Source organism: Catellatospora methionotrophica (assembly GCF_011297335.1).
GTDB lineage: Bacteria > Actinomycetota > Actinomycetes > Mycobacteriales > Micromonosporaceae > Catellatospora > Catellatospora methionotrophica.
In genome coordinates this window covers 64,130-83,648 of the sequence record NZ_JAAOTJ010000020.1, presented here as the reverse complement: position 1 = coordinate 83,648, position 19,519 = coordinate 64,130, and the positions used below count along the sequence as shown (strand labels likewise).

The 19,519-nt window shown below is 70.6% G+C and carries 25 protein-coding genes; 8 read left to right on the top strand and 17 right to left on the bottom strand.

The features are described 5' to 3' along the window. The 3 genes from HAV40_RS31470 to HAV40_RS31460 all read left to right on the top strand — a co-directional run bounded on the left by HAV40_RS31470 (position 1) and on the right by HAV40_RS31460 (position 1,111). On the top strand, positions 1 to 249 hold the full coding sequence (locus HAV40_RS31470; RefSeq protein ID WP_166387736.1) for a hypothetical protein: 249 nt from the start codon (positions 1 to 3) through the stop codon (positions 247 to 249). Continuing rightward, positions 246 to 404 carry a hypothetical protein gene (locus HAV40_RS31465; protein WP_166387733.1) on the top strand — a complete coding sequence of 53 codons (159 nt, stop codon included), beginning with the start codon at positions 246 to 248 and terminating at the stop codon, positions 402 to 404. Before HAV40_RS31470 ends, HAV40_RS31465 begins: the two co-directional genes overlap by 4 nt. A gap of 122 nt (positions 405 to 526) precedes the next feature. After that, a complete protein-coding gene (locus tag HAV40_RS31460) occupies positions 527 to 1,111 on the top strand; it encodes a hypothetical protein (protein WP_166387731.1) in 585 nt (194 codons plus the stop codon). 154 nt (positions 1,112 to 1,265) lie between these two features. Here the strand turns inward: HAV40_RS31460 and HAV40_RS31455 are convergent, their stop codons facing one another. The 11 genes from HAV40_RS31455 to HAV40_RS39250 form a co-directional block, all read right to left on the bottom strand. Then, the gene (locus HAV40_RS31455) at positions 1,266 to 1,826 is read right to left on the bottom strand and encodes a hypothetical protein (protein ID WP_166387729.1); all 561 of its coding nucleotides are present in this window, start codon (positions 1,824 to 1,826) and stop codon (positions 1,266 to 1,268) included. A gap of 18 nt (positions 1,827 to 1,844) precedes the next feature. After that, a complete protein-coding gene (locus HAV40_RS31450; protein ID WP_166387727.1) occupies positions 1,845 to 2,348 on the bottom strand; it encodes a hypothetical protein in 504 nt (167 codons plus the stop codon). 111 nt (positions 2,349 to 2,459) lie between these two features. Continuing rightward, positions 2,460 to 4,886, bottom strand: a complete 2,427-nt coding sequence (locus tag HAV40_RS31445; protein WP_166387725.1) for a hypothetical protein — start codon at positions 4,884 to 4,886, stop codon at positions 2,460 to 2,462. Positions 4,887 to 5,468: 582 nt separating this feature from the next. Next, positions 5,469 to 6,131: a hypothetical protein gene (locus HAV40_RS31440; protein WP_166387723.1), complete on the bottom strand. Its 663-nt coding sequence runs from the start codon at positions 6,129 to 6,131 to the stop codon at positions 5,469 to 5,471. Continuing rightward, the gene (locus HAV40_RS31435) at positions 6,128 to 6,517 is read right to left on the bottom strand and encodes a helix-turn-helix domain-containing protein (protein ID WP_166387721.1); all 390 of its coding nucleotides are present in this window, start codon (positions 6,515 to 6,517) and stop codon (positions 6,128 to 6,130) included. Before HAV40_RS31435 ends, HAV40_RS31440 begins: the two co-directional genes overlap by 4 nt. After that, entirely contained in the window at positions 6,514 to 6,990 is a 477-nt protein-coding gene (locus HAV40_RS31430) for a hypothetical protein (RefSeq protein ID WP_166387719.1), read from the bottom strand. The genes HAV40_RS31435 and HAV40_RS31430 overlap by 4 nt, the downstream gene beginning before the upstream one ends. Next, the gene (locus HAV40_RS31425; protein WP_166387717.1) at positions 6,987 to 7,439 is read right to left on the bottom strand and encodes a hypothetical protein; all 453 of its coding nucleotides are present in this window, start codon (positions 7,437 to 7,439) and stop codon (positions 6,987 to 6,989) included. The genes HAV40_RS31430 and HAV40_RS31425 overlap by 4 nt, the downstream gene beginning before the upstream one ends. A gap of 236 nt (positions 7,440 to 7,675) precedes the next feature. Beyond that, the gene (locus tag HAV40_RS31420) at positions 7,676 to 8,674 is read right to left on the bottom strand and encodes a DNA primase (protein ID WP_166387715.1); all 999 of its coding nucleotides are present in this window, start codon (positions 8,672 to 8,674) and stop codon (positions 7,676 to 7,678) included. Continuing rightward, positions 8,674 to 9,705, bottom strand: a complete 1,032-nt coding sequence (locus tag HAV40_RS31415; protein WP_166387713.1) for a bifunctional DNA primase/polymerase — start codon at positions 9,703 to 9,705, stop codon at positions 8,674 to 8,676. The genes HAV40_RS31420 and HAV40_RS31415 overlap by 1 nt, the downstream gene beginning before the upstream one ends. A 41-nt stretch (positions 9,706 to 9,746) precedes the next feature. Further along, the gene (locus HAV40_RS31410) at positions 9,747 to 10,019 is read right to left on the bottom strand and encodes a hypothetical protein (protein WP_166387712.1); all 273 of its coding nucleotides are present in this window, start codon (positions 10,017 to 10,019) and stop codon (positions 9,747 to 9,749) included. Then, positions 10,016 to 10,189, bottom strand: coding sequence for a helix-turn-helix domain-containing protein (locus HAV40_RS39250; RefSeq protein ID WP_166387710.1), 174 nt, complete (start codon positions 10,187 to 10,189; stop codon positions 10,016 to 10,018). Before HAV40_RS39250 ends, HAV40_RS31410 begins: the two co-directional genes overlap by 4 nt. 90 nt (positions 10,190 to 10,279) lie before the next feature. On the opposite strand from HAV40_RS39250, the gene HAV40_RS31400 reads away from it, so the two are divergent. Beyond that, positions 10,280 to 10,864 (top strand): helix-turn-helix domain-containing protein, encoded by a 585-nt coding sequence (locus HAV40_RS31400; protein WP_166387708.1) that lies wholly within the window; start codon positions 10,280 to 10,282, stop codon positions 10,862 to 10,864. 18 nt (positions 10,865 to 10,882) lie between these two features. On the opposite strand, the gene HAV40_RS31395 is transcribed toward HAV40_RS31400, so the two are convergent. Both HAV40_RS31395 and ligD read right to left on the bottom strand, forming a co-directional pair. Further along, the gene (locus HAV40_RS31395; RefSeq protein ID WP_166387706.1) at positions 10,883 to 11,815 is read right to left on the bottom strand and encodes a tyrosine-type recombinase/integrase; all 933 of its coding nucleotides are present in this window, start codon (positions 11,813 to 11,815) and stop codon (positions 10,883 to 10,885) included. A gap of 55 nt (positions 11,816 to 11,870) precedes the next feature. After that, complete coding sequence (gene ligD, locus HAV40_RS31390) at positions 11,871 to 12,902, bottom strand: non-homologous end-joining DNA ligase (protein WP_166387704.1); 1,032 nt, start codon at positions 12,900 to 12,902, stop codon at positions 11,871 to 11,873. Between the two features lie 29 nt (positions 12,903 to 12,931). On the opposite strand from ligD, the gene msrB reads away from it, so the two are divergent. Continuing rightward, entirely contained in the window at positions 12,932 to 13,336 is a 405-nt protein-coding gene (gene msrB, locus HAV40_RS31385) for a peptide-methionine (R)-S-oxide reductase MsrB (protein ID WP_166387702.1), read from the top strand. A gap of 55 nt (positions 13,337 to 13,391) precedes the next feature. On the opposite strand, the gene HAV40_RS31380 is transcribed toward msrB, so the two are convergent. Further along, entirely contained in the window at positions 13,392 to 14,072 is a 681-nt protein-coding gene (locus HAV40_RS31380) for a DUF4352 domain-containing protein (RefSeq protein WP_166387700.1), read from the bottom strand. 413 nt (positions 14,073 to 14,485) lie between these two features. Here HAV40_RS31380 and HAV40_RS31375 point away from each other — a divergent pair, with 413 nt between their 5' ends. Continuing rightward, positions 14,486 to 14,965 (top strand): DUF4231 domain-containing protein, encoded by a 480-nt coding sequence (locus HAV40_RS31375; protein ID WP_166387698.1) that lies wholly within the window; start codon positions 14,486 to 14,488, stop codon positions 14,963 to 14,965. Here HAV40_RS31375 and HAV40_RS31370 read toward each other — a convergent pair. Further along, positions 14,958 to 15,311, bottom strand: a complete 354-nt coding sequence (locus HAV40_RS31370; RefSeq protein ID WP_166387696.1) for a hypothetical protein — start codon at positions 15,309 to 15,311, stop codon at positions 14,958 to 14,960. The two genes, HAV40_RS31375 and HAV40_RS31370, sit on opposite strands and share 8 nt — an antisense overlap. Positions 15,312 to 15,463: 152 nt before the next feature. On the opposite strand from HAV40_RS31370, the gene HAV40_RS31365 reads away from it, so the two are divergent. Next, the gene (locus HAV40_RS31365) at positions 15,464 to 16,255 is read left to right on the top strand and encodes an isocitrate lyase/PEP mutase family protein (protein WP_166387694.1); all 792 of its coding nucleotides are present in this window, start codon (positions 15,464 to 15,466) and stop codon (positions 16,253 to 16,255) included. 1 nt (position 16,256) lies between these two features. Here HAV40_RS31365 and HAV40_RS31360 read toward each other — a convergent pair whose 3' ends face one another. Together HAV40_RS31360 and HAV40_RS31355 are read right to left on the bottom strand one after the other, a co-directional pair. Next, entirely contained in the window at positions 16,257 to 17,480 is a 1,224-nt protein-coding gene (locus tag HAV40_RS31360) for an SLC13 family permease (RefSeq protein ID WP_166387692.1), read from the bottom strand. Between the two features lies 1 nt (position 17,481). After that, positions 17,482 to 17,847, bottom strand: coding sequence for an ArsC/Spx/MgsR family protein (locus HAV40_RS31355; RefSeq protein ID WP_239086678.1), 366 nt, complete (start codon positions 17,845 to 17,847; stop codon positions 17,482 to 17,484). Positions 17,848 to 18,068: 221 nt separating this feature from the next. Between HAV40_RS31355 and HAV40_RS31350 the strand changes: the two genes are divergently transcribed. Next, positions 18,069 to 19,511: a SigE family RNA polymerase sigma factor gene (locus HAV40_RS31350; protein ID WP_166387689.1), complete on the top strand. Its 1,443-nt coding sequence runs from the start codon at positions 18,069 to 18,071 to the stop codon at positions 19,509 to 19,511. The last annotated feature ends 8 nt before the right edge of the window (positions 19,512 to 19,519 follow it).

The window sequence follows — 19,519 nt, the reverse complement described above, 5'->3', positions numbered from 1 at the left end:
ATGAAGATCACCCCGCAGCAGCGCGCCACCGCCGGACGACTCGGCGCCCACATCCGCTGGGCCAAGGAGTCCGACCCGAAGACCGCGACCGCACCCGCCCGCAAGGGCTTCATGGCCCGGTTCGAGAAGCAGGTCGACCCCGACGGCGTACTGCCCGAGGAGGAGCGGACCCGCCGCGCCAAGCACGCCCGGCAGGCGTACATGACCGCGCTCGCGCTCAAGTCGTCGATCGCCAGGGCCAAGCGATGACCCCCGAGGAGCGCCGGGCCTACGCCCGGGAGCAGGTCGCGAAGATGCCGCCGCTCACCGCTGAGACGCTCGCCGCGATCCGGGTCCTCATGGCCCCCGGCTTCGCCGCCGTCCGTGCCGCCAAGGCAAAGGCGGCCCGCCCTCGACCGCCGTAGCGGGAGGGCGGGCCTTCCCCGCGGCTCGCACCCCGGAGCGGCCATTATGCCATCGGCACCGATCGCGATCTTCAGCGGCTAACTCGGCTGCCTTTCGCGGGCGGCCTGAGGACAATCGACCGATGCTCGCATTGAACATCTCAACCGCTTCCCAGCCACTTTGGATCGGCGGTGGCGTCCTGGTCGGTGTCATCGTCACGGCCGCCCTCGGCCTGATCGGAGTGGCGCTGAAGAACAAGAACGATAGGAAGATCGCCGAGAGCCAGGAAGGGCGTGACCGGCGTAAGCACCTGCAGACTCTGAAGGTCGAGAAGCTGGAGGCTGCCTACACCAGGCTCACCCGATGGGTGTCCAGGGTGATGGACACGGCGGAGGGAATCTGTAACCGGGGCACCCTCGAGGGCCTGAAGCCTGAGGACCACACCCCGTACGGCGTGTGCGTTCACCTCCGCGACGACCTGCTCCGCATCCCGGAGGACACGGCCGACGCCCAGTGGATGTGGAGTCCTCGTGTCGCCGAGCTGGTAGAGCTGCTCCAGCAGCAGGCCGTCGACATGGCTACGGCCAACCTGATCCACGGTAAGGGCCCTGACGAAGATGGCCACGGACACGACGAGATGAAGGCCATCAAGGTGGAGCTCTTCGCGCTGATGCAGCGGGAGATCTTCGAGTTGCCTGAGAACACCGTGCGTACGAGCCGGTCATAAGGCGACGGGTCGTTGGGTGAACGGGTGACTGCCCAGCTGGGCGCAGGCGGACGCTGCGCCCAGCTGGGCCGCGCTGGCTTGTCACCGAGGACGCCGCACGCCGGCAGCGGGCCGAAGTCGAGCAGCTGCAACGTTCGCCCTACTGGTGGCTCGGCTAACTACCCGCGGCGATGACGGCGTCGTGCAGCGGCTTCAGCCCGCGCACGGTGATCCGGCCGATCAAGCGCACCTGGCTCACCACTCCCGAGAGGCCGTTGCGGCTGTAGAACTGACCGGCGGCCTGGAGCATCTTCTCCCGGCCCTCTCTCGCCGTCGACCGATGCACGGCTCCCTCGACGTTGGCGAGCTGGTCGATCACATCCCGGACCGTGATCATCTCGTTCTGGAACAGCATTAGCGGCCTGGCCAGGAACTGGTCCAGGGTGGCGTCCACTACCGGTCCGAACGGCGCGCCCTGCTCCGGGTCGAGCGCGTCATCGATCGCCCAGAACACCGGCTTGCGGCTTAGGATCAGCTCCTCCATCGGGCCGGAGCCAACATAGCGGAACCGCAGCTTCAGCTTGAACTGCCGGTTGACCCGGTCCATGACGCGAGTCTGGTCCAGCAGCAGCTTCCTGAGCAGGGCGGCACCCATGAGCACCTCGTACTCGTCGGATAGTGCAGTCCGCCGGTCGAGGTCGCGCAGCGTGTGCACGAAAAGCTGGCCGTCATCCACAGCTGCACCCCTGGGCTGTCACGGCGTTGTCCTGAACTCGGCACCCAGCTTCTCGGCCGCCCGCCTGCCCCACTCGTGGTCGTCCGGGTTCAGGGTCCAGATGTCGCCGACCACCAGGGCCGCCTTGGACTCGCCGAGGATCAGCGCCTTGTGCATGTTCCACTGCGCCTCGACGTCCGCCTTCGACTCGTACACGCTGATGGTGACCTCGTCGGTGCCCACGTAGCACGACGAGCGTGCCACCGCCCCGATCGGGTTGCTGATCGGAGACAGGTTCGCGCACGGCATCCCCAGTTCCGCCAGGCGTGCAGCGATCGCCTGAGGGGAGTCGAGCCGGACCGGCGGGGCAGTGGGGGCCGCTTCGCCGCTGTCACGCCCCAGCGTGAAGGCCAGAACGACGATGACGCCCACGGCGAGGACAGCGAAGGCGACCAGGCCTGCCACCAGCGGCACCATCCACGGCGGCCGGGCGGCGGGGGCGGGAGGCGGAGGCGGCGGTGCACCGATGTGGAGTTCGGACATCAGCGCACCGTACGCGCGTCGTCACCGTGATCGCCCTCCGTCGATGTGGCTACGATCCTGGCCGAGTCGCACCCGCCCCGCCGATGTGGCCGAGCGGGTGCCGTCAGGCGGTCAGCGCGGCCGGCCGACCCGGTCGTAGGCGTCCCGTGCTGCCTGCACGGCGCGTAGCTCGTTCACGCCGAAGTTCGCCTGCTGGGGGTAGATGTTGTAGGCGGTGCTGTAGCTGTTGCCGCCGCCTCCGCCTCCGCCGTTCTCCCAGGGCACGACCGACGCCCGGTTCCAGCGGGCCGCCTCCGACAGGATCGCCATGTTGCGGTCGTGGTCGCCGTACTTCGGAATGAACGCCTCGCCGCCGGTGGCGGGCTCTGCGAAGGCGTACCGCGCTCCGGCCGCGACCGGTGAGTAGATCGCCGCGTCGCGCAGCAGGCCCGTCTGGGCGTGCTCGGTGATGCCACCCCAGCGGCGGATGAGCGTGCCGCCAGGAACATGGAGGTCACCGCTGCTGGTCCAGTACACGCTCGCACTGATTCGGATCGACTTGTCCTTCAACAGCAGCGTCTTCGCGATTGTCGCCTGCAGCGCCGCGTCAGCCTGTGCAGTGTCCGCATGCACCTTGGCGGTGTACGTCCCGGCGAACTCGCCGCCGGCCTTCGCCGCGGCCATGAACGCTTCCTCGACGTCATCGATCTGCTTCTCGGTCAGCCCAGCCGCGCGCAGCGCCGCGTACAGCTGCGGCGTCAGCTGCCCGTTGAACTTCTCGCTCGCCGTCGACACCGCCCCGGCAAGGGTCACCGAGGCCTCCGCCAAGGCCAAGGACGCGGCCTTCGCCTCGGGTGAGTTCCTGCCGTGCTCCCTGACGGCCTCGTTGTACCCGGCCTGCGCGGCCTTCAGGTCCTTCTGCGCCTTGAGCAGCGCGAAGGCCGGATCGGTCTGTGCCCGCAGTTCCTCACCGAGAGCCTTGACCGCGCTGATCTGCCCGCGGATGGCATTCGTACTGCCCTGCACCGCCTGCCGCTGGAGCGCGTTACCTGCGGTGGCCTCGTCCAACTCGACGCCGTACTCGGCCAGGAAGTCCCTGACCTCCTTCGTCGACTTGCCCTGCTGCGCGTATGCCGGGCCGATGTGCGTGACCTCGGTCTGGTTGCGGAGCAGAGCATCGTTCAGCGTGTTCATCGCGGCGGCGTTGCCGAGGATCGCGTCCACGACCACGTCACTGCCGACGCCCAGGTCGGCGAAATGCTTCAGCAGTCCACGGCCCTGCAACTCTGCGGCGATGACCGCCCGGGTGTTCTCGGTGACGGCACCGGTCTGCTGGTCCAGGGACTCGGCCAGCGCCTGGACCCGCTGACGGGCGTCAGCCTCCGACATCGCCAGGACAGTGACCGCCGTAGCGGCAGCGGTCAGCGCCAAGCCCCAAGGCCCGCCGAACATCGCCGCGACACCCTTGGCCGCGGTGCCCGCCTGGACCGCCGACACCTTCATGGCGTCGAGCGCGCCCTTCAGCATGATGACCCGGCCGGTCACCATGAGCGCCGCACCGCCGAAAACGGCGAACGTCACCACAGCCGACTGCACGCCAGTCGGCAGCGCCTCGAACGCCAGCAGCAGCCCATGGACCACGTCCAAGCCGATGTGCAGCACATCGAACAGCGCCTCGGCCCCGTCGACGAGCGCAGGGTTGTCGACGATGTCGGCCAGCAGCAGGCCGGCACGTCCCGCGATCTCACCGAGCCGCTGCAGGATCCGGCCGCCGTTGTCGAAGATCTGGTTGAGCTGGCCGGTGCTGCGAGCCGTGCCCACCCAACGCTCGAAAGCCTCCGCGCCGTCGGCGAGACCGTCGACCGTGTCACGGGTGAAGTCCTTACCAGCATCGGCCAGGTCCAGCATCGCCCCGGCACCAGACCGCAGCAGGCGGCTCAGGTCGTCGACGACGTCGACCGCGAGACGAAGCTGACCGCTGACCTGGCTCACCGTCTTCGGCGCGGTCGCCCAGGCCGTGAAGTCGGTGCCGACCCGTGCTGTGGCCGCGGCCAACTGCGGCATCTGCCTCAACAACGTGGGGATGTACACCGAGGTCAGACGCGTCAGATCACCTTCCAGTTGGCTGAAGAGCGCAGACTGGCTGGCATCGCCGACAGCTCCCAACGCCGGCCCTACGCGCTGGAACTCCCGGACAAAGGCCTGCGCCTCCTCGGTGAGGCCATCCAGTGCCTTGACCAGCAGCGCCGCGTCGTCATCGGCAACCGCCGACAGCGCCTCACCTACGCCGTTGGTCGCAGCCATCAGCGTGGTCATGGCCGCGAAGCCGGACAGCGCCGCCGCCGGGAGCAGCCCGAGCCCGGCCGCGGCCGCCGACGCAACGCCGGGCACACCGGCGAGCATGGTGCTGAAGCCGCCGCGCGACATCGCTGCCCCAGCCTCCTGCAGGCGCTGAGCTTCGTCGCGGATGTCCCGGGTCGCCCGCTGGACATCGCGTGCCTGCCGCAGATACGCGTGCGCCTCCAGCGACAAGCGGACCGAGACCGTACGTGTTGCCATCGAAGATCACTCCAATCTTGGCCGAGGGAAGATTACTATCTGTAGTCGCCGCCGGAAGCCGATGCATAAATTGTGGATCTCTATACATTCCAGAAATTTGAGGTCAATCCGGGACGATGTAACTCTCTGTAATCCCAGACCCGTACAAAAAAGAAGTCCCGTGCCCCCGCGGTCCGCCTGATGATCGTTTCTGGATTTTTTCCAAGGTCACCATGCCCTTGACCTGCGGAAACGTAACGCTGATCGGTGGCCTGAAAGGGCTGGTCAGAGGCGTTGGGCCCGCTTTCATGACGCAGAGTCACACCCGGTACCCCCCTCTCAGGGGAGAGAGCGTCGCGAGTGGCCCGGCGGTCGCCCTGATGCATATCAAATTTTCTTTTATGCGGTATATGTATGCATCGCATGGTCATGCAAACAGCCCCCGCATCACGGTGTGTGACACGGGGGCGGGGCCGATGCGTCGCGCAGCGCGGATCAGTGCCGCGAAAGGAGGGAACGGCTCCCCGGCTTCGCTCCCGCGTACGGCCAGGGATGGATGCGACCCGGCCCGGGTGACGTTGACGCACTGCATCGGCTGTGGCGCTAGCGCCGGGATCGGGTCTGGTTGAACAGCCTGTTCACTGCCTCGTCGGCGGCCAGGTCGTCTTCGTCATCGTGCGGCGCGCTGCGGAACCAGGAGTTGACGCGGGCGGTGTAGTCCCTCACCGCGTCGTTGCTGTCGAGGTCCTGCCAGATCTCCTCGCCGCCGTGGTCGGCGTACTGCTGGGCCAGCTCGAAGGCGCGCTGCCGGTCGGGTTCGTAGGCGACGACGAGGCGGGCACGCCACGGGAGCGGGCCGAGCAGCGACGTCTCTACTCCGCTGGCCGTGGCCAGGGGCATGTTGCCGCTGCCGGCGAACAGTTGCGGCGCGCTGGTGTGGCGCTCGGCTGCGGCGACGGTGCGCGGCATGTTCGAGCGCAGCTCCTCGACCAGGTTGGCGTAGCCGGGTGCGCCGCTGTTCCTGGTCGCGGCCTGCGGGGCGTCGGCCAGGGCGGGCGGCGTGAGGCCGAGCTTCTTCGCGTTCTCCTCGGCGATCCACGGAAATGCGCCGAGGCTCGCGAGGGTCTGCGCGATGCCCGCAGGGTCCGCGGCGTACTGCGCCTTCCACGAGCTGAGGGTCTTGTCGGAGATCCTGCCGGTGCGGAAGGCCCAGTCGGCGGGGTGCTCGTTGGCTCCCCACGGGCCCGGCGTGTGCTGCTCTGTCATGACTTCCCCTGCCTCTGCTGCTGGACGTATTCGCCGAGCGAGTCCGTGACGATGAACCAGGACCGTCCGCGCTGGACGGCGCTCAGCCGGCCTTCGCGGCACAGGCGCCGGATCCGGCTGGTGCTGACGTCCAGGGCCTTCGCCGCCTGCGCTGTGGTCAGTGCCGACTGTGCCGCCGTTGAGCCCTCGTCGGAACAGGCACTTCCGAGCACGGAACGGGACGCGTTCCGGGCGGCCTGCGTGACAGCCCGGAGCAGCCGCATCTCCTGGTCGGTCGGGTTCCGGCCACGGCCGAGCGCGTCAACGCCGGCGGCGACGAGTCGTGCCAGCGCGGCGGCGTCGCCGGGGACGACGAGCAGGTGCCCGGGGCTGAGCGTGCCGGTCACCGCTGCTCACCGAGGGTCCGTGCGAGCCATTCGTCGCCAGTGAACACGTCGCTCTTCTCGCGGATCTTCATCAGCCACAGCACCAGCTCGGTGACCGTCTGGTCGTACGCCCCCGGCCTGAGCCGTGCCAGCGGCAACGGCGACGGCAGCGGCTTCAACAGCCGCCGTGCTAGCGGCCGCAGCTGTCCCGTGGTCATCAGCTCCGTGCAGGTCCCGCAGACGTAGGACGGGACGCCGACGGGCAGGCTGACCACGGGCAGGTGGCCGCTGCCGTGCATCTGGTGCGTGACCTCTTCGCGCAGCACCCATACGCGCCACAGGTCGCGGTCGTCGGGGGTCGGTTCGAGGCCGCAGGCGCACCGGATCGGTGGGGCCTGCTCGATCCGGGCGAGCAGCTCCTCGGAGATGACGAGCTCGCCGTCGACGAAGCAGATCTCGTGCTCGTGGATGGGCTCCTCGTAGTGGCTGGTCATGACAGCCCCGCCAGGTCCTCGGCGTGCAACTGCGCGGCCGCCGCGGGCTCGACCCGCTCGAGGGCGTCGACGAACAGCAGCGGCCAGCAGACAGGGCCGCCGTCGACCCGGACCACGAGGACGTCCTGCGACCCGTCGGCGGCCACCGGGCGGCGCAGTGCCTGGGCGACGCGCCGGGCGGGCACGGTCTTCGGGATGGTCAGCACGGCGACCGCGGGTCGGCCGAGGACCTGGGCGACGCCGCACAGGGCTGCGAACTGCTCGGCGTTGCCCTGGGCGACGGTGTCGCGGCCGGTGTCGAGGTAGCCGGTCCAGCCGGGCAGGTGGCGCAGGCGGCCGGTTGTCTCGGCGAGCAGGTCTGGCGGGGCGAGGACGACGAACGCCGTCCGGTCGGCCAGGTGCCCGGCGATGGCGTCGACTGCGGCCTGGCGGGTGATGAGGTGGGTCATGGGTCTCTCCGTTCGAGTCGACGGGGCGGAGCCGAACCGCAGCGGCCGCACCACGGGGCAAGGCCATGCGGTCTCACTCATCAGGCGGACACCACACAGCGGGTGGCGAGGGAGGCGAAGGGGACGAGCTGACGTGGTTTCAGTCCCCGTCCAGTCCTCGTCCCCTATAGGGACGGGACGAGGACACTGGACCCCGTCCGGGACGAGGACGGGACGAGCTGGGACGAGGGACGAAGTCATGAACGCTCCCCCTCCCCGAAGGGCTTCTTCAGGCTGTGGAGCAGCGATCCGCGAGAACCGGCGGTGACTGCCACGTAGCCCTCGTCGACCAGTGCGGCCAGCGCCAGGCGTACGAACGTGGCCTTGCCGGTGACGCGGTCCTCGATGCCCTGCTTCGTCAGCGGCTGGCCGGCACCGGCGAGCGCGTCGGAGATCTTCTGCATCAGCGCGGTCGGCCGCGGGCGCTCCCCGTTCGAGGCGGGCACGACGAGACTCGTCTCCACGAATGTCTCGTCGTGGCTGATGATCTCCATGGTGGTCAGCCAGAACAGTCCCTCGGCGGACGGCAGGGCTGCCTTGCGGAGCTGGCCGGGCCGGTCCTTCGCCACGTAGACCGTGGACCTGCCGGTGCGGCCGATCCCGAACGGCGTGCGGTTCTCCAGCACGTAGGCGGCCCCGTTGATGCCGTTGAGCTTGTGCACGCCGCCGATGGCGTACCGGCCTCGCCCCTCGGCGTTCTTCACGACGTGGTCCAGCGCGACGGCGGCCGGGCCGTGCTCGGCGATGGCCCGCGGCAGCAGTTTGCCGAAGCGGGCGACGTCGGTGTTGTCCTTGAGTTCCAGCCCGTGCATGCTCATCGCCTCGGTGACGCCGTCGAGGATCGCCAGCGTCGGCTTGAGGTCGCCGAGCACTTCGGCCAGGTCACCGGCGTTGGTCAGCGCCTCGATCTCCTCCCGCGCGGCGATGAGAGCGAACCAGGTCTTGCCCGCCTCGGACTCGGACGCGATGGAGTGCACGCGCCCGGGGTAGAACAGGCCGACCCCGTCGTCACGTCGTCCCACGGTGGGACGAGGTGCGACGTAGCGCCCGGACAGGACGTCGTCGAGGTCGACCGGCCGCCAGGTGCGCCGCGCCTGGGCCTGCGGGGTGCCGTGGTCGCGGTGCGCACCCTGGTCCAACGGCTCGGTGTCGAGGGCGTCGAAACTCAGGTCCTCGGCGGTGAATGCTGTGGTCATCAGCTCACCGCCCCGACGCTGCCGTAGCCGATCCTGCGCAGTTCACGCGCCGCGGCGCTGAAGTCGCCGCCGTGGTGCAGCAGCGTGTACACGGCGAACTTGCTGTAGCTGACGTCCTTGTCGAACGGCGGGGCCTCGCTGGTGAACACGCTGAACAGGTCGCCGCGGTCGCCGCCGGTGAGCGCTGACTTGCCGCCGTCCTTGCCGGGGCGTCGCCACTGCAGGGCGGCCCCGCGCTGGCGTACGAACGTCCACCCGGCGCCGCCGAGGAGCATCTGGTCCGCCCAGTCGGCGCGCGCTTCGAAGTCGTCGCCGGGGCTGATCTCGCCGGGCTGGCGCTCCCTCGCCGGGCGGGGTGCGGGCACCGGCGGTGCCGGGCTGAGCAGCTGCAGGATCGCCGGGATGTCGGCGGCGTGCACGGCCGGATGCTGCCGGTGCCGCTTGCCGGTCAACCGGTACTTGCGGCCGAAGATCCGGGACGGCGGCGCGAGCACGTACTTGCCCTGGCACTGGATGTCGAGGCCGAGCGCCTTCCCGTCTGCCTTAGGCGCGCCGCTGCGGTGTCCGCCGGCCGGGAAGTAGAGGTGGCATCCGCCGCTGGGCGTGGTGACGGTGGCCTGCACGCCACGGAGCAGTCCGGCGGCACGCAGCCGCTGGTAGGTCTCCATGCCGAGGCCGCCGTTCTTGACGTCGAAGTCGAGCACGTCCGGGCCGGGAGCTCCGGTGGCGATGCCGATGTTCGCGAGCGGCCACTCCTGCCACCACGCCGCGACCTGGGCCGCGTCGGTGGTGGCGTCGAGGACGCCGTGCGGGGTTCGCGGGTGCTTGCCCGCGTCACGGCCGCAGTCCTTGCGGCAGGAGCAGCCGTGCTCGTCCGTCCAGTGGACGGGGAAGACCGGCCAGCCCGCGAAGACGGCGTACTGCAGCGCGATGCTCTCCATGTCGACGACCAGGTCGAGGCCGGACTGTGGCGCGGCAGCGGGCCGCTGGGTTACCTTCGACTCGGTCGCAACACTGCTTTCGCTGATCACGGGGCCGCTCTGTCGGGGGCGGCCCTCAGCGTTTCCGGGGTTCATGCGGCCTTCGCCCCTCCCCTGCGGCCGCGCCGGGCCTGGGCGCTCCGGAGCGCGAGCCGCGAGTAGTAGGCGCTGCGCAGCGAGGCCGCCCTCTTCGCCCGCTCTGCGGGAGCGAGCACGCCCTCGGGGTCGACCTCCTGCTCGAACTTGCTGGCGAACGCGTTCCGCGCCGCCTTCGTGGCCTCGGTGCGGCTCGGCTCCTTCGCCCACCGGGTGGCCGCGGCGATGCGGGCAATCAGTGCCCGCTCCGAGGGGGTCCGGGCGCTCATGCCGCGGCCAATGCGGCTTTGACCTCAGCAAGGTCGAATCGACGCTGGCGGCCAACGCGGTAGCTAGGGATCTTGCCTTCGCTGGCAAGTCGATGAACGGTCCGGGGCGATACGTGGTAGTGCTTCGCCACAGCAACGGCCTCGACCAACTGAGAGGGTTCTTGTGTCATCAGATGTCACCTCATGGCTTGTCTGTGCTCCTGAGTGGCAGTCTGACTCGGCAGTTCTCAGATGTCAACTTGATGGGTTACTGTGACGCCATGACACAACCGGACTGGCCTGCGCGCGTCGCCGCCACGGTGGCCTCCCAGGTGAAGAGGCTTCGGGAAGACCGGAAGATCAGCGCGCAGCAGCTGGCCGACGCGTGCGCCGGCCTCGGCTACCCGCTTCAGCGGTCCGTGCTTGCGAACTTCGAAAGCGGCCGCCGCCAGACCGTCACGCTCGCGGATGTCTACGTTCTCGCGCAGGCGCTCGGGGTGCCGCCACTCGCGCTGATGGTTCCCGTCGGGGTCGCCGAGAGCGTCGAGATCCTGCCTGGCTCCGACGTGCCGATCGTCGAGGCGATGAAGTGGCTTGCTGGCGAGGAAGCCCTGCCAGGCTCTGACTGGGACGGAGCGTCCAGGGAGCTGAGTGCCATCTCCAGCTACAAGAGCCATGCGACCTTGGTGGAGAACTGGAACAAGTATCGGCACCTCGCGCGGCACGCTGAAAACGCCGAGGAGGTCAGGCGGAACGAGGAGCTTGCCGAGATGATGCGCGGCGAGCTGCGGTGGCTGCGCGAGTTGATGAAGAACCGGAAGATGACGCCGCCGGCCCTGCCCACCGAGATGCCGCCGGTCGACTAGTCGCGACCGACTCGGCGATCAGATCTGGTCGCCGAGTCCGAACCGACGGTGCGCCGACCGGGCCCGCTCCCCTGCGGTCGACCTGGCGTAGACACTCAGCATCGAGTCGGACCGCCAGCCCGCCAGCATCATCAGGTCCCGCTCCTGTCCACCGCCGGCCAGCCAGCGGTGGGCGAACGTGTGCCGGAAAGCGTGCGGGTGGACGTCGACGACACCGGCCGCCTCGCCCAGCTGCTCCAGCCGCCACCGCACGCCGTCGGCGGACATCGCCCCGCGCTCCCCGAGCAGCAGGCGCGGGTTGGTGGCGTGCGGGTGGCCGGCCCGCACCCGCTTGTACCTGTCGACCGACTGCGCGGTCCTGGCCCCGAACGGCACCACCCGCGGCCGGGCGCCCTTACCGGTCACGTACGCCAGCTCCTGGTCGAGATCGACGTGCCCGAGTTCCAGCCCGACGAGCTCGGATACGCGTAGCCCGCAGTCGGCGAGCATCCTGATCAGGACCTCGTCGCGTCGGCCGTCGAAGATGGAACGGTCGAAGATGCCCGGCTTGCCGCGGGGCACCGCACACGCCTTGATGAGCTTGGCCAGCTCGGCGTCGGAGAAGACACGCACCGGCTTGTCGACCTTCGCGGGCATCTCCACGCCCTCGGTCGGCGCCTTGTCGACCTCGCCCTCCAGGACCAGCCAGCGGCAGAAACGCCGGAGTCCGCGCAGACGTGTGGCCACCGTGGAGACCTCGTTACCCGCCTCGATCAGCCCGGCCAGCCACGCGGAGATGCTGTGGCGTGTGAGCTGGTCGAGCGTTGCGGGTCGCTGCTGCGATTCGAGCCAGTCGCAGTAGAAGCGGATCGACTGGCCATACAGGACGATCGTCCGATCGGCCTTGCCGGCGGCCCGGAGGTGCCGCCGGAAGCTGGCCGCGAGGTCGTCGATCCGGGGGGAGGAAGTCACGGGGCTAGATTATCGGGCGAGTCAGCGTTATGCTAGCCCCACATTGGCTGGACAGTCAGTCGTCTTCGCTGCTAGAGCCCTTCGCGCGACTAGGTTGAACTCTCATCGGTTCACCCGGCATCTTCGGGTAGTCCGGGGGGTAGGGCATCTCGCCGAGTTTGCGGTCGCGCTCGTCGCGGTCCCACCACTCCAGCAGCGTGCCGAGGTCGTGCCGCACGTCGTCCATGCCGCCGTAGAGGTCGCCGACCTCGGCGAGCCGGGCGGGAACCGTACGCAGGTCGAAGTCGTTGGGTTCGACCTGGGTCAGCTCGTCCCAGGTGACCGGGGTGCTGACGGTGGCGCGGGGGTTGGCGCGCAGGGAGTACGGCGCGGCGATGGTGCGGTCGCGGGCCATCTGGTTGTAGTCGATGAAGACCTGCTCGCCGCGCTCCTCCTTCCACCACGCGGTGGTGATCAGCTTGGGGTCGCGCCGCTCCAGCTCCCGGGCGAACGCGATCGCCGCCCGGCGGGCCTCGACGAACGGCCAGTCGGGTTTGATCCGGACGTAGATGTGGATGCCCCGGCCGCCGGAGGTCTTCGGGAAGCCGACCAGGCCCGCGTCGGCGAGCACCGTGCGGGCCAGGCCCGCCACCTTGACCGCGTCGGCGAAGTCGGTGCCGGGCTGGGGGTCGAGGTCGATGCGCAGCTCGTCGGGGTTCTCGGTGGCGGGGGCGCGGACCGGCCACGGGTGGTAGACGATGGTGCCCATCTGGGCTGCCCAGAGCAGGGCGGCGGGCTCCTTCGGGCACAGCTCGTCGGCCTTGCGCCCGCTCGGGAACTTGATCTCGGCGGTGGTGATCCAGTCGGGAACGCCCCGGGCGGGCACCCGTTTCTGGAAGAACATCTCCCCGTCGAGCCCGTCGGGGAAGCGCTGCAGCATGGTGGGCCGGTCGTGCATGTACCGCAGCATCGGCTCGGACACGGCGAGGTAGTACTCGAAGACGTCCTGTTTCGTGTAACCGCGCTCCGGAAAGTAGATCTTGTCCGGGCTGCTGAGTCTTACGGAACGGTTACCGACCTCGTACTCGAGCGCTGGGGCCTTGGGCATGGCCCGACGCTACCGCGTACGGTCGAGGCATGGAGCAGAACGTGAGCCAGCTGAGCGAGCAGGAATGGCGCGTGCGCCTCAACCCCGAGGAGTTCCGGGTGCTCCGCCAGGCGGGCACCGAGGCCCCGTGGAGCGGCAAGTACGTGGAGACCAAGACCCCGGGCACCTACCGTTGCCGGGCGTGCGGTGTGGCACTGTTCGACAGCGTGACGAAGTTCGACAGCCACTGCGGGTGGCCGTCGTTCGACGAGGCGCTGCCGGGGACCATCAAGTACATCGAGGATCGGGCGCTGGGCATGGTGCGGGTCGAGGTGCGGTGCGCCAACTGCGACTCGCACCTGGGGCACCGGTTCGACGGCGAGGGTTTCACCCCGAAGGACGCCCGGTACTGCATCAACAGCGTGTGCCTGGACCTGGAGCCCGGGGCGGAGTGACGGCGGCGACAGGAGAAGAGGCCACCGGGCACTCCCCGGTGGCCTCTTCTCGCGCTCAGCTGGTCCAGTACCCCTGCACGTCGCCGTAGTCGTCGGACACCTGGACCTTCAGCCCCGCGAACTTCTCCGGGTCGATGTCGAACACGACCAGGCCGGTCTTGCGCTGGCCCTGCTCGACGGTGGTCATCGCGTCCAGTTGCGGGTCGATGCCCGCGACCAGGATCTCGTACTGGTATACCGTGCCGTCCTTGGCGATCAGCCGGAAGTTCGAGGGGCCCAGGTCGGTCTGGCCCTTGGTGGCGAAGATGTCGACGTTCACTGCCACGTACTGGCCGCGCTCGGGTTTGTCGAACATGTTGTCCGACTTCGCCTTCTTCACCGACTTGACCGTCACCTTGGTCTCGCTGCCCCGCGCCTTCAGATTGAGCGCCTGCCCGACCTTGACGGTGGCTGGACCATCGGGTGCGGCGGCCTCGGTCGGCTTCGGAGCGGCCGGCGAGACGACCGCGGCCGGACTGGCCGCCGGCGGCGGTGCGTCGTCGGTGGCCGCCACGGCGCTCGGCTGGGTGTCGTCTCCGCCGAAGACGGACACGATCGCGCCGAAGCCGCAGCACGCGATGATCACCGCTCCGATGACGATGGCGATGATCGCGCCCGTGCCCAGGCCTTTCTTGGGCGGCGGTGCGGGATACATCGGAGGTGGCGGGATGGGCTGCCCGAAGTTCTGGTTCGTCACCTGATGAATGCTCGAACAGATCGGCTCTGGCGGGAACGGTCCGACCGCACTGCTATGTCGACGTTCCGTGTTGGCCTTGTCGCCTGTCCGTCACCGGCGGCTGGGATGATCGACCGCCGCCGACGTCCCATCCGCGAAAAGGCGGGCCCGATGTCGCGCGATACCCGTCGACGAGCGGTCGCCGCCGACCTGCTGATCCCGCCTCGGTGACTGGACGGCGTACCACTTCCGGGTTGCGGCGCACGGGCGATGATCGCTGTTTCGGGTCAGGATGTGCGGTCCAGCCGCAGATCATGACCTGAAACGACGATCTCCACGGGGGTGTGGCCGTCCGTCGGTGTCAGGTAGTTCCACCATGGGTGGTTCCGGAAGGCTTGGCGTGCCACCATCATCGGGACTTTGGGGAGGGCGCGATGGCGGACGGCACGGCGCAGACGATCTGGTGGCAGCGGCTCACCTCGCCCGGCGGCGCGCAGCTGCCGATGAGCGTGCAGGAGCGGCTGCTGTGGTATTCGAAGCAGGTGCGCCGCCAGCGGGTCACGAACTACACCCTGGAGGGGGTGACCGTCGTGATCGCCGCGAGCATCCCCGCGGCGGCGGCGCTCGGCGGGTCGACGGCCCTGGCCGCGGTGCTCGGCGCCACCGTCGCGGTGCTGGCGGGCCTGCGGCAGCTGGTGCGGCCGGGTGAGAGCTGGGTCCGGGCCAGCGCGACACTCGTCGCGATGCAGCGCGAGGCCGTGGTGTGGAGCGCGGGCGCGGTCCCCTATGACGGCGAGCGCGCCGAGACCCTGCTGGTGGAGAACATCGAGAGCCTGGTGGCCGCGGAGACGTCGCAGTGGGCCGAGCAGCGCACGGTGCGCCGCTCGGAGCCGGAGCAGCAGCCGGTCAGCTGACGTACCAGTCGAACAGCTGCCAGCCGGGCGGGGTGGCCATCACCAGCAGCATGAGCGCGGTGGCCGCCCCGGCCGCGACCAGCAGCCGGCGGGTGAACGGATCGGACTGCACCAGCGGCGAGCGCCAGGCGCGCCACGCGAACACCAGCAGCACCGCGGCGGGCACGAAACCGAACATGGTCACCAGGACGGCCGGCCAGGACCAGCCGGGCGGGGACTGTTCGGGGAAGTAGGCCGCGTCGGTCGTGAGGTAGGCGACGGCACCGTAGCCGTAGGCCAGCACGAGCAGTAGCAGGGCGGCGCTGAGCGTCCCGGCCGTGCCGCGACTGATCGACGTCTCTCGCATCGGCGCACCGTAACCCGGGCCGCCGTGTCCTGCCAAGACGCCGGACCGGTCACCCGGCGAGGCGACTCGCGAGAGGGCGACATGGCGGTGGCCGGCACGCTGGTGTCGTCTTCCTGCCAGCCGGTGTCGCAGGACCGTGGTGGACTGGCCGCATGACGAACGACAAGTACGCCGCCTTCCGCGCTCTGCACCGGCCCGGCACCCCGCTCCTGCTCGCCAACGCCTGGGACGTGGCCAGCGCCCGGCTCGCCGAGCAGGTGGGCTCGGCCGCAGTGGCCACGACCAGCGCGGGAGTGGCCTGGAGCCTGGGCGCGGCCGACGGCGGCGGGCTGGACTCCGACCGTGCGGTCGACCTGGTCGCGCGGGTCGCGGGCGCGGTGGCCGTGCCGGTGACCGCCGACATCGAGGGCGGCTTCGCCGACGACGCGGCCGGGGTCGCCGAGACGGTGCGGCGGGTGGTCGCGGCCGGAGCGGCGGGGGTCAACCTGGAGGACAGCGGCCCGAGCGGGCTGCTGCCCGTCGACGAGGCCGCCCGGCGCATCGCGGCCGCGCGCGCGGCCGCCGGGGCGGGGCTGTTCATCAACGCACGGGTCGACACGTTCCTGATGGGGAGCGGGGACGTCGCGGACGCGCTGACCCGCGCACGGGCGTACGTCGCGGCCGGCGCGGACGGCGTCTTCGTGCCCGGCACGGCCGACCCGGCCGTGATCGCCGAACTGGTCGCCGGGGTCGGCGCGCCGCTGAACATCCTGGCCGGGCCGGGCTCCCCCAGCATCGCCGAGCTGGCCGCGCTCGGCGTGGCCCGGGTGAGCCTCGGCTCGTCGGTGGCCGCGGCCGCGTACGCGGTGATGCGCCGGGCGACCGAGGAGCTGCTGACCAAGGGCACCTACGACACGCTGTCGGACGCGATGGGCTACGGCGAGCTGAACAAGCTGCTGGCCTGAGTCACCGCGTCAGCAGCAGGGCGGCGGTCCCGGCGGTCAGCGCGGCGGCCCCGGTGACCGCCCCGGTCAGCGCGAACCGGCCCCAGCCGACGCGCACCCCGGCGGCCTGGCAGCGCTGCGCCCACAGCAGCGTGGCCAGCGACGCCCAGGCCGTCACCAGCGGGGCGACGTTCGCGCCGATGAGCAGCCCGAGGAGCTGGTCGCGGTGCCCGGCGGCGATCACGGCCTCGCCTGCCACGTACGCGGGCAGGTTGTTGACGACGTTGGCCAGCAGCCCGCCGGACGCCGCCGCCCGCACGACGCCCACCGCGCCGGGGTCCGCCCCGATCATGGCGCCCATCAGGTCGGCCAGGCCCAGCCGCCCGAGCGCCTCCACGGTCAGAAACAGGCCGGTGACCAGGACGAGCAGCCGCCACGGCAGCAGGTTCCAGCGCAGCGCGGCCCGGTCCCAGCGGGCGTACGCGATGACCAGCAGCAGCGCGCAGACCGCCGACACCAGGTCCAGCCGCTCACCCCACAGCACGCCCGCGAGGAACACCACGCAGGCTGCCGCCGCGACCAGCAGCAGCCGCCGGTCGCGGGGGCGCACCGGGGCGGGCGGGGTGAACCGGGCCGGGTTGCCGCGCCAGTAGAAGATCCACAGACAGAGGCCGACCGCGACCAGCACCGCCGCCTGCGGCAGGACCATCGCTCCGGCGAAGCCGCCGACCGACAGGCCGATCCGGTCGGCGGCCAGCAGGTTCGTCAGGTTCGACACCGGCAGCAGCAGGCTCGCACCGTTGGCCAGCCAGATCGTGGTCATCGCCAGCGGCAGCGGCGGCACGCCCGCGCGGGCCGCGGTCGCCAGCATCACCGGTGTGAGCAGCACCGCCGTCGTGTCGAGGTTGAGCAGCGCGGTGGTCGCCGCGGCGAACGCGAAGCACAGCGCGAACAGCGCCACGTTGCGGCCGCGCGCCCAGCCGGTCAGCCGGGTGGCGATCACGTCGAACAGCTGGGCCCGCGCCGCGAGTTCGGCCAGCACGATCACCGTGCCGAGGAAGATCAGGATGGGCAGGATGCGGCGGCCGGTCGCCAGCGCCCCGGCGGGCGGCACCAGCCGCGTCGCCACCGCCAGCAGCCCCGTGCCGAGCAGCGCGAACGCCAGCAGGTCGAGTCCGCTGAACCTGGTCCGGGCGCGCGCGGGCCCGGCCCCGGCGGCGTCCGCCGGGACTGTCGCCTGCCCCATGTCAGTGGGTCGCCGGGGTGGCCAGGGCACGAGCCAGGGCCTCGGGCGTACGCCCCACGATCGCGGTGCCGTCGTCGAGCAGCAGGATCGGGCGCTGGATGAGCTGTGGACAGGCGACCATCGCCGCGATCCAGCGCGGGCGGTCGGCCTCGTCGCGGCTCCAGCCCGCCAGGCCCAGTTCGGCGGCGGCGGGCTCGCCCAGCCGGCAGACGTCCCACGGCTGCGCGCCGAGCCGGTCGAGCACATCGGCGAGCTCCGCGGCGGTCGGCGGCGCGTCCAGGTAGGGCCGCAGCGTCACCGGCACCTGGTTGAGCTCGAACGTCTCCCGGGCGGTGGCGCACTTGCCGCACGAAGGGTTGTTCCACATCTCCACCCCGTCATCCTCCCTGATCCCGGGGCCGATCCGCCCGGCGGACCGGCGTGATCCACGAGACTTCCGCCGACCGGTGGGACCGGTGCCGGGCCACCGGCCGCCGCCCGCGCGGACGCGTACCCTACGGGCGAAGTTTTCTCGCGACAGCACCCCACCGGCGCCGCCGTCCAACCGGTACGTGTTGCTGACGGCGGCGATCAGGAGGCTTGCGGAGCATGGCCGGCACGGCGGAGTTCGACGAGTTCGTCATGGCGCGGTCGCGGCACCTGCTGCGGATCGCGTACCTGCTCACCGGCGACCACGCGCTGGCCGAGGACCTGCTGCAGACGGCGCTGGTCAAGTCGTGGTCGGCCTGGAAGCGCATCCACGGCGACCCGGAACCGTACGTGCGGCAGGTGCTGCTCAACACGTACCGGTCGTGGTGGCGTCGCCGGTGGAACGGCGAGCGCCCCGCCGAGTCGCTGCCCGAGCAGGCGATGGCCGCCCCGCAGTCGGCCGTCGACGAGCGCGACGAGGTGTGGCGGGCGCTGGGCAGGCTGTCCCGCCAGCAGCGGGTCGTGCTGGTGCTGCGCTACTTCGAGGACCTGACCGAGGCCGAGATCGCCAAGGCGCTGGACATCTCGCCGGGTTCGGTGAAGAGCTACGCCGCCAAGGGCCTGGCCCGGCTGCGCCTCGACCCGGACCTGCAGGCCCTGCCGCGTGCCGTCGAGGACGCCCCGGCGGGCAACGAACGGCTGGCGGGCGTACGCCGCCGCATCGTGGCGCAGCGCCGCGGCCGTCTCGCCTCCGCCGCCGCGGCGGTCGCCGTGTTCCTGGCCGGCATCGTCGGCTACGCCCTCGGGCCGCGCGGCGAGCCGGAAGGGCTGGCCGGGGTGCCCGACTACTACCAGGGGTACCGCGTCACGGAGCGCGCGCAGACCACCTTCGCCGAGCGCAGCGGGGAGCTCACTCTCACCCCGTCCAGCCTGGACCTGGCGTTCTTCCCGGCCTGCACGCATTCGGGATACGACCAGCAGCGGCTGCAGATCTCCGTGTGGGTCGGCGGCTACTCCCTCGGCGCGGTCGACTGCGCCACGGACGGGCTGTCCTTCGAGCACCGGATCACCCCGGCCACGGAGACGCTGCGCTCAGCCGGCGTCGAGGTCGGCAAGCCGATCACGGTGCAGTTCAACCTGGACGTGCGCTACGCCTACACCGGTTCCTCGGTCGTCATCGACCCGTCCCCCACTCCGGTGCCCAGCGACGGCGTGCTCGCGCTGCTCGTCGGGGAGATGGTCGGCTTCGGCGAGGTCGAGCTGCCCGACCGCCCGCAGACCCTGCCGGTGCTGGACCGGCCCGCGTACGCGTCGGGCACCAGCGTGCTGATCACCGCCGACGGGCCCCGCACGGCCACGCTGGACTGGCGCAGCGGCGGAGTGCGCATCATGGCCCGCTCGCAGACGCCGGGCGTGCTGCGGGTGCGCATCAACGGCGTGCTCGTCGACGTCAAGACGTGGTGGGACTACGAGCAGCAGACCTGGCAGTCGGAGTTCGCCCCCGCCTCCGACGACGCGAAGGCGCGCGGGCTGACCGCCCAGTATCCGGACCGGCTCACCATCACCGTCGAGCCCGACCAGCTGACGGGTGACTGGTGGCTGGCGGTGATGCCCGCGGGCTGAGCCCCGGT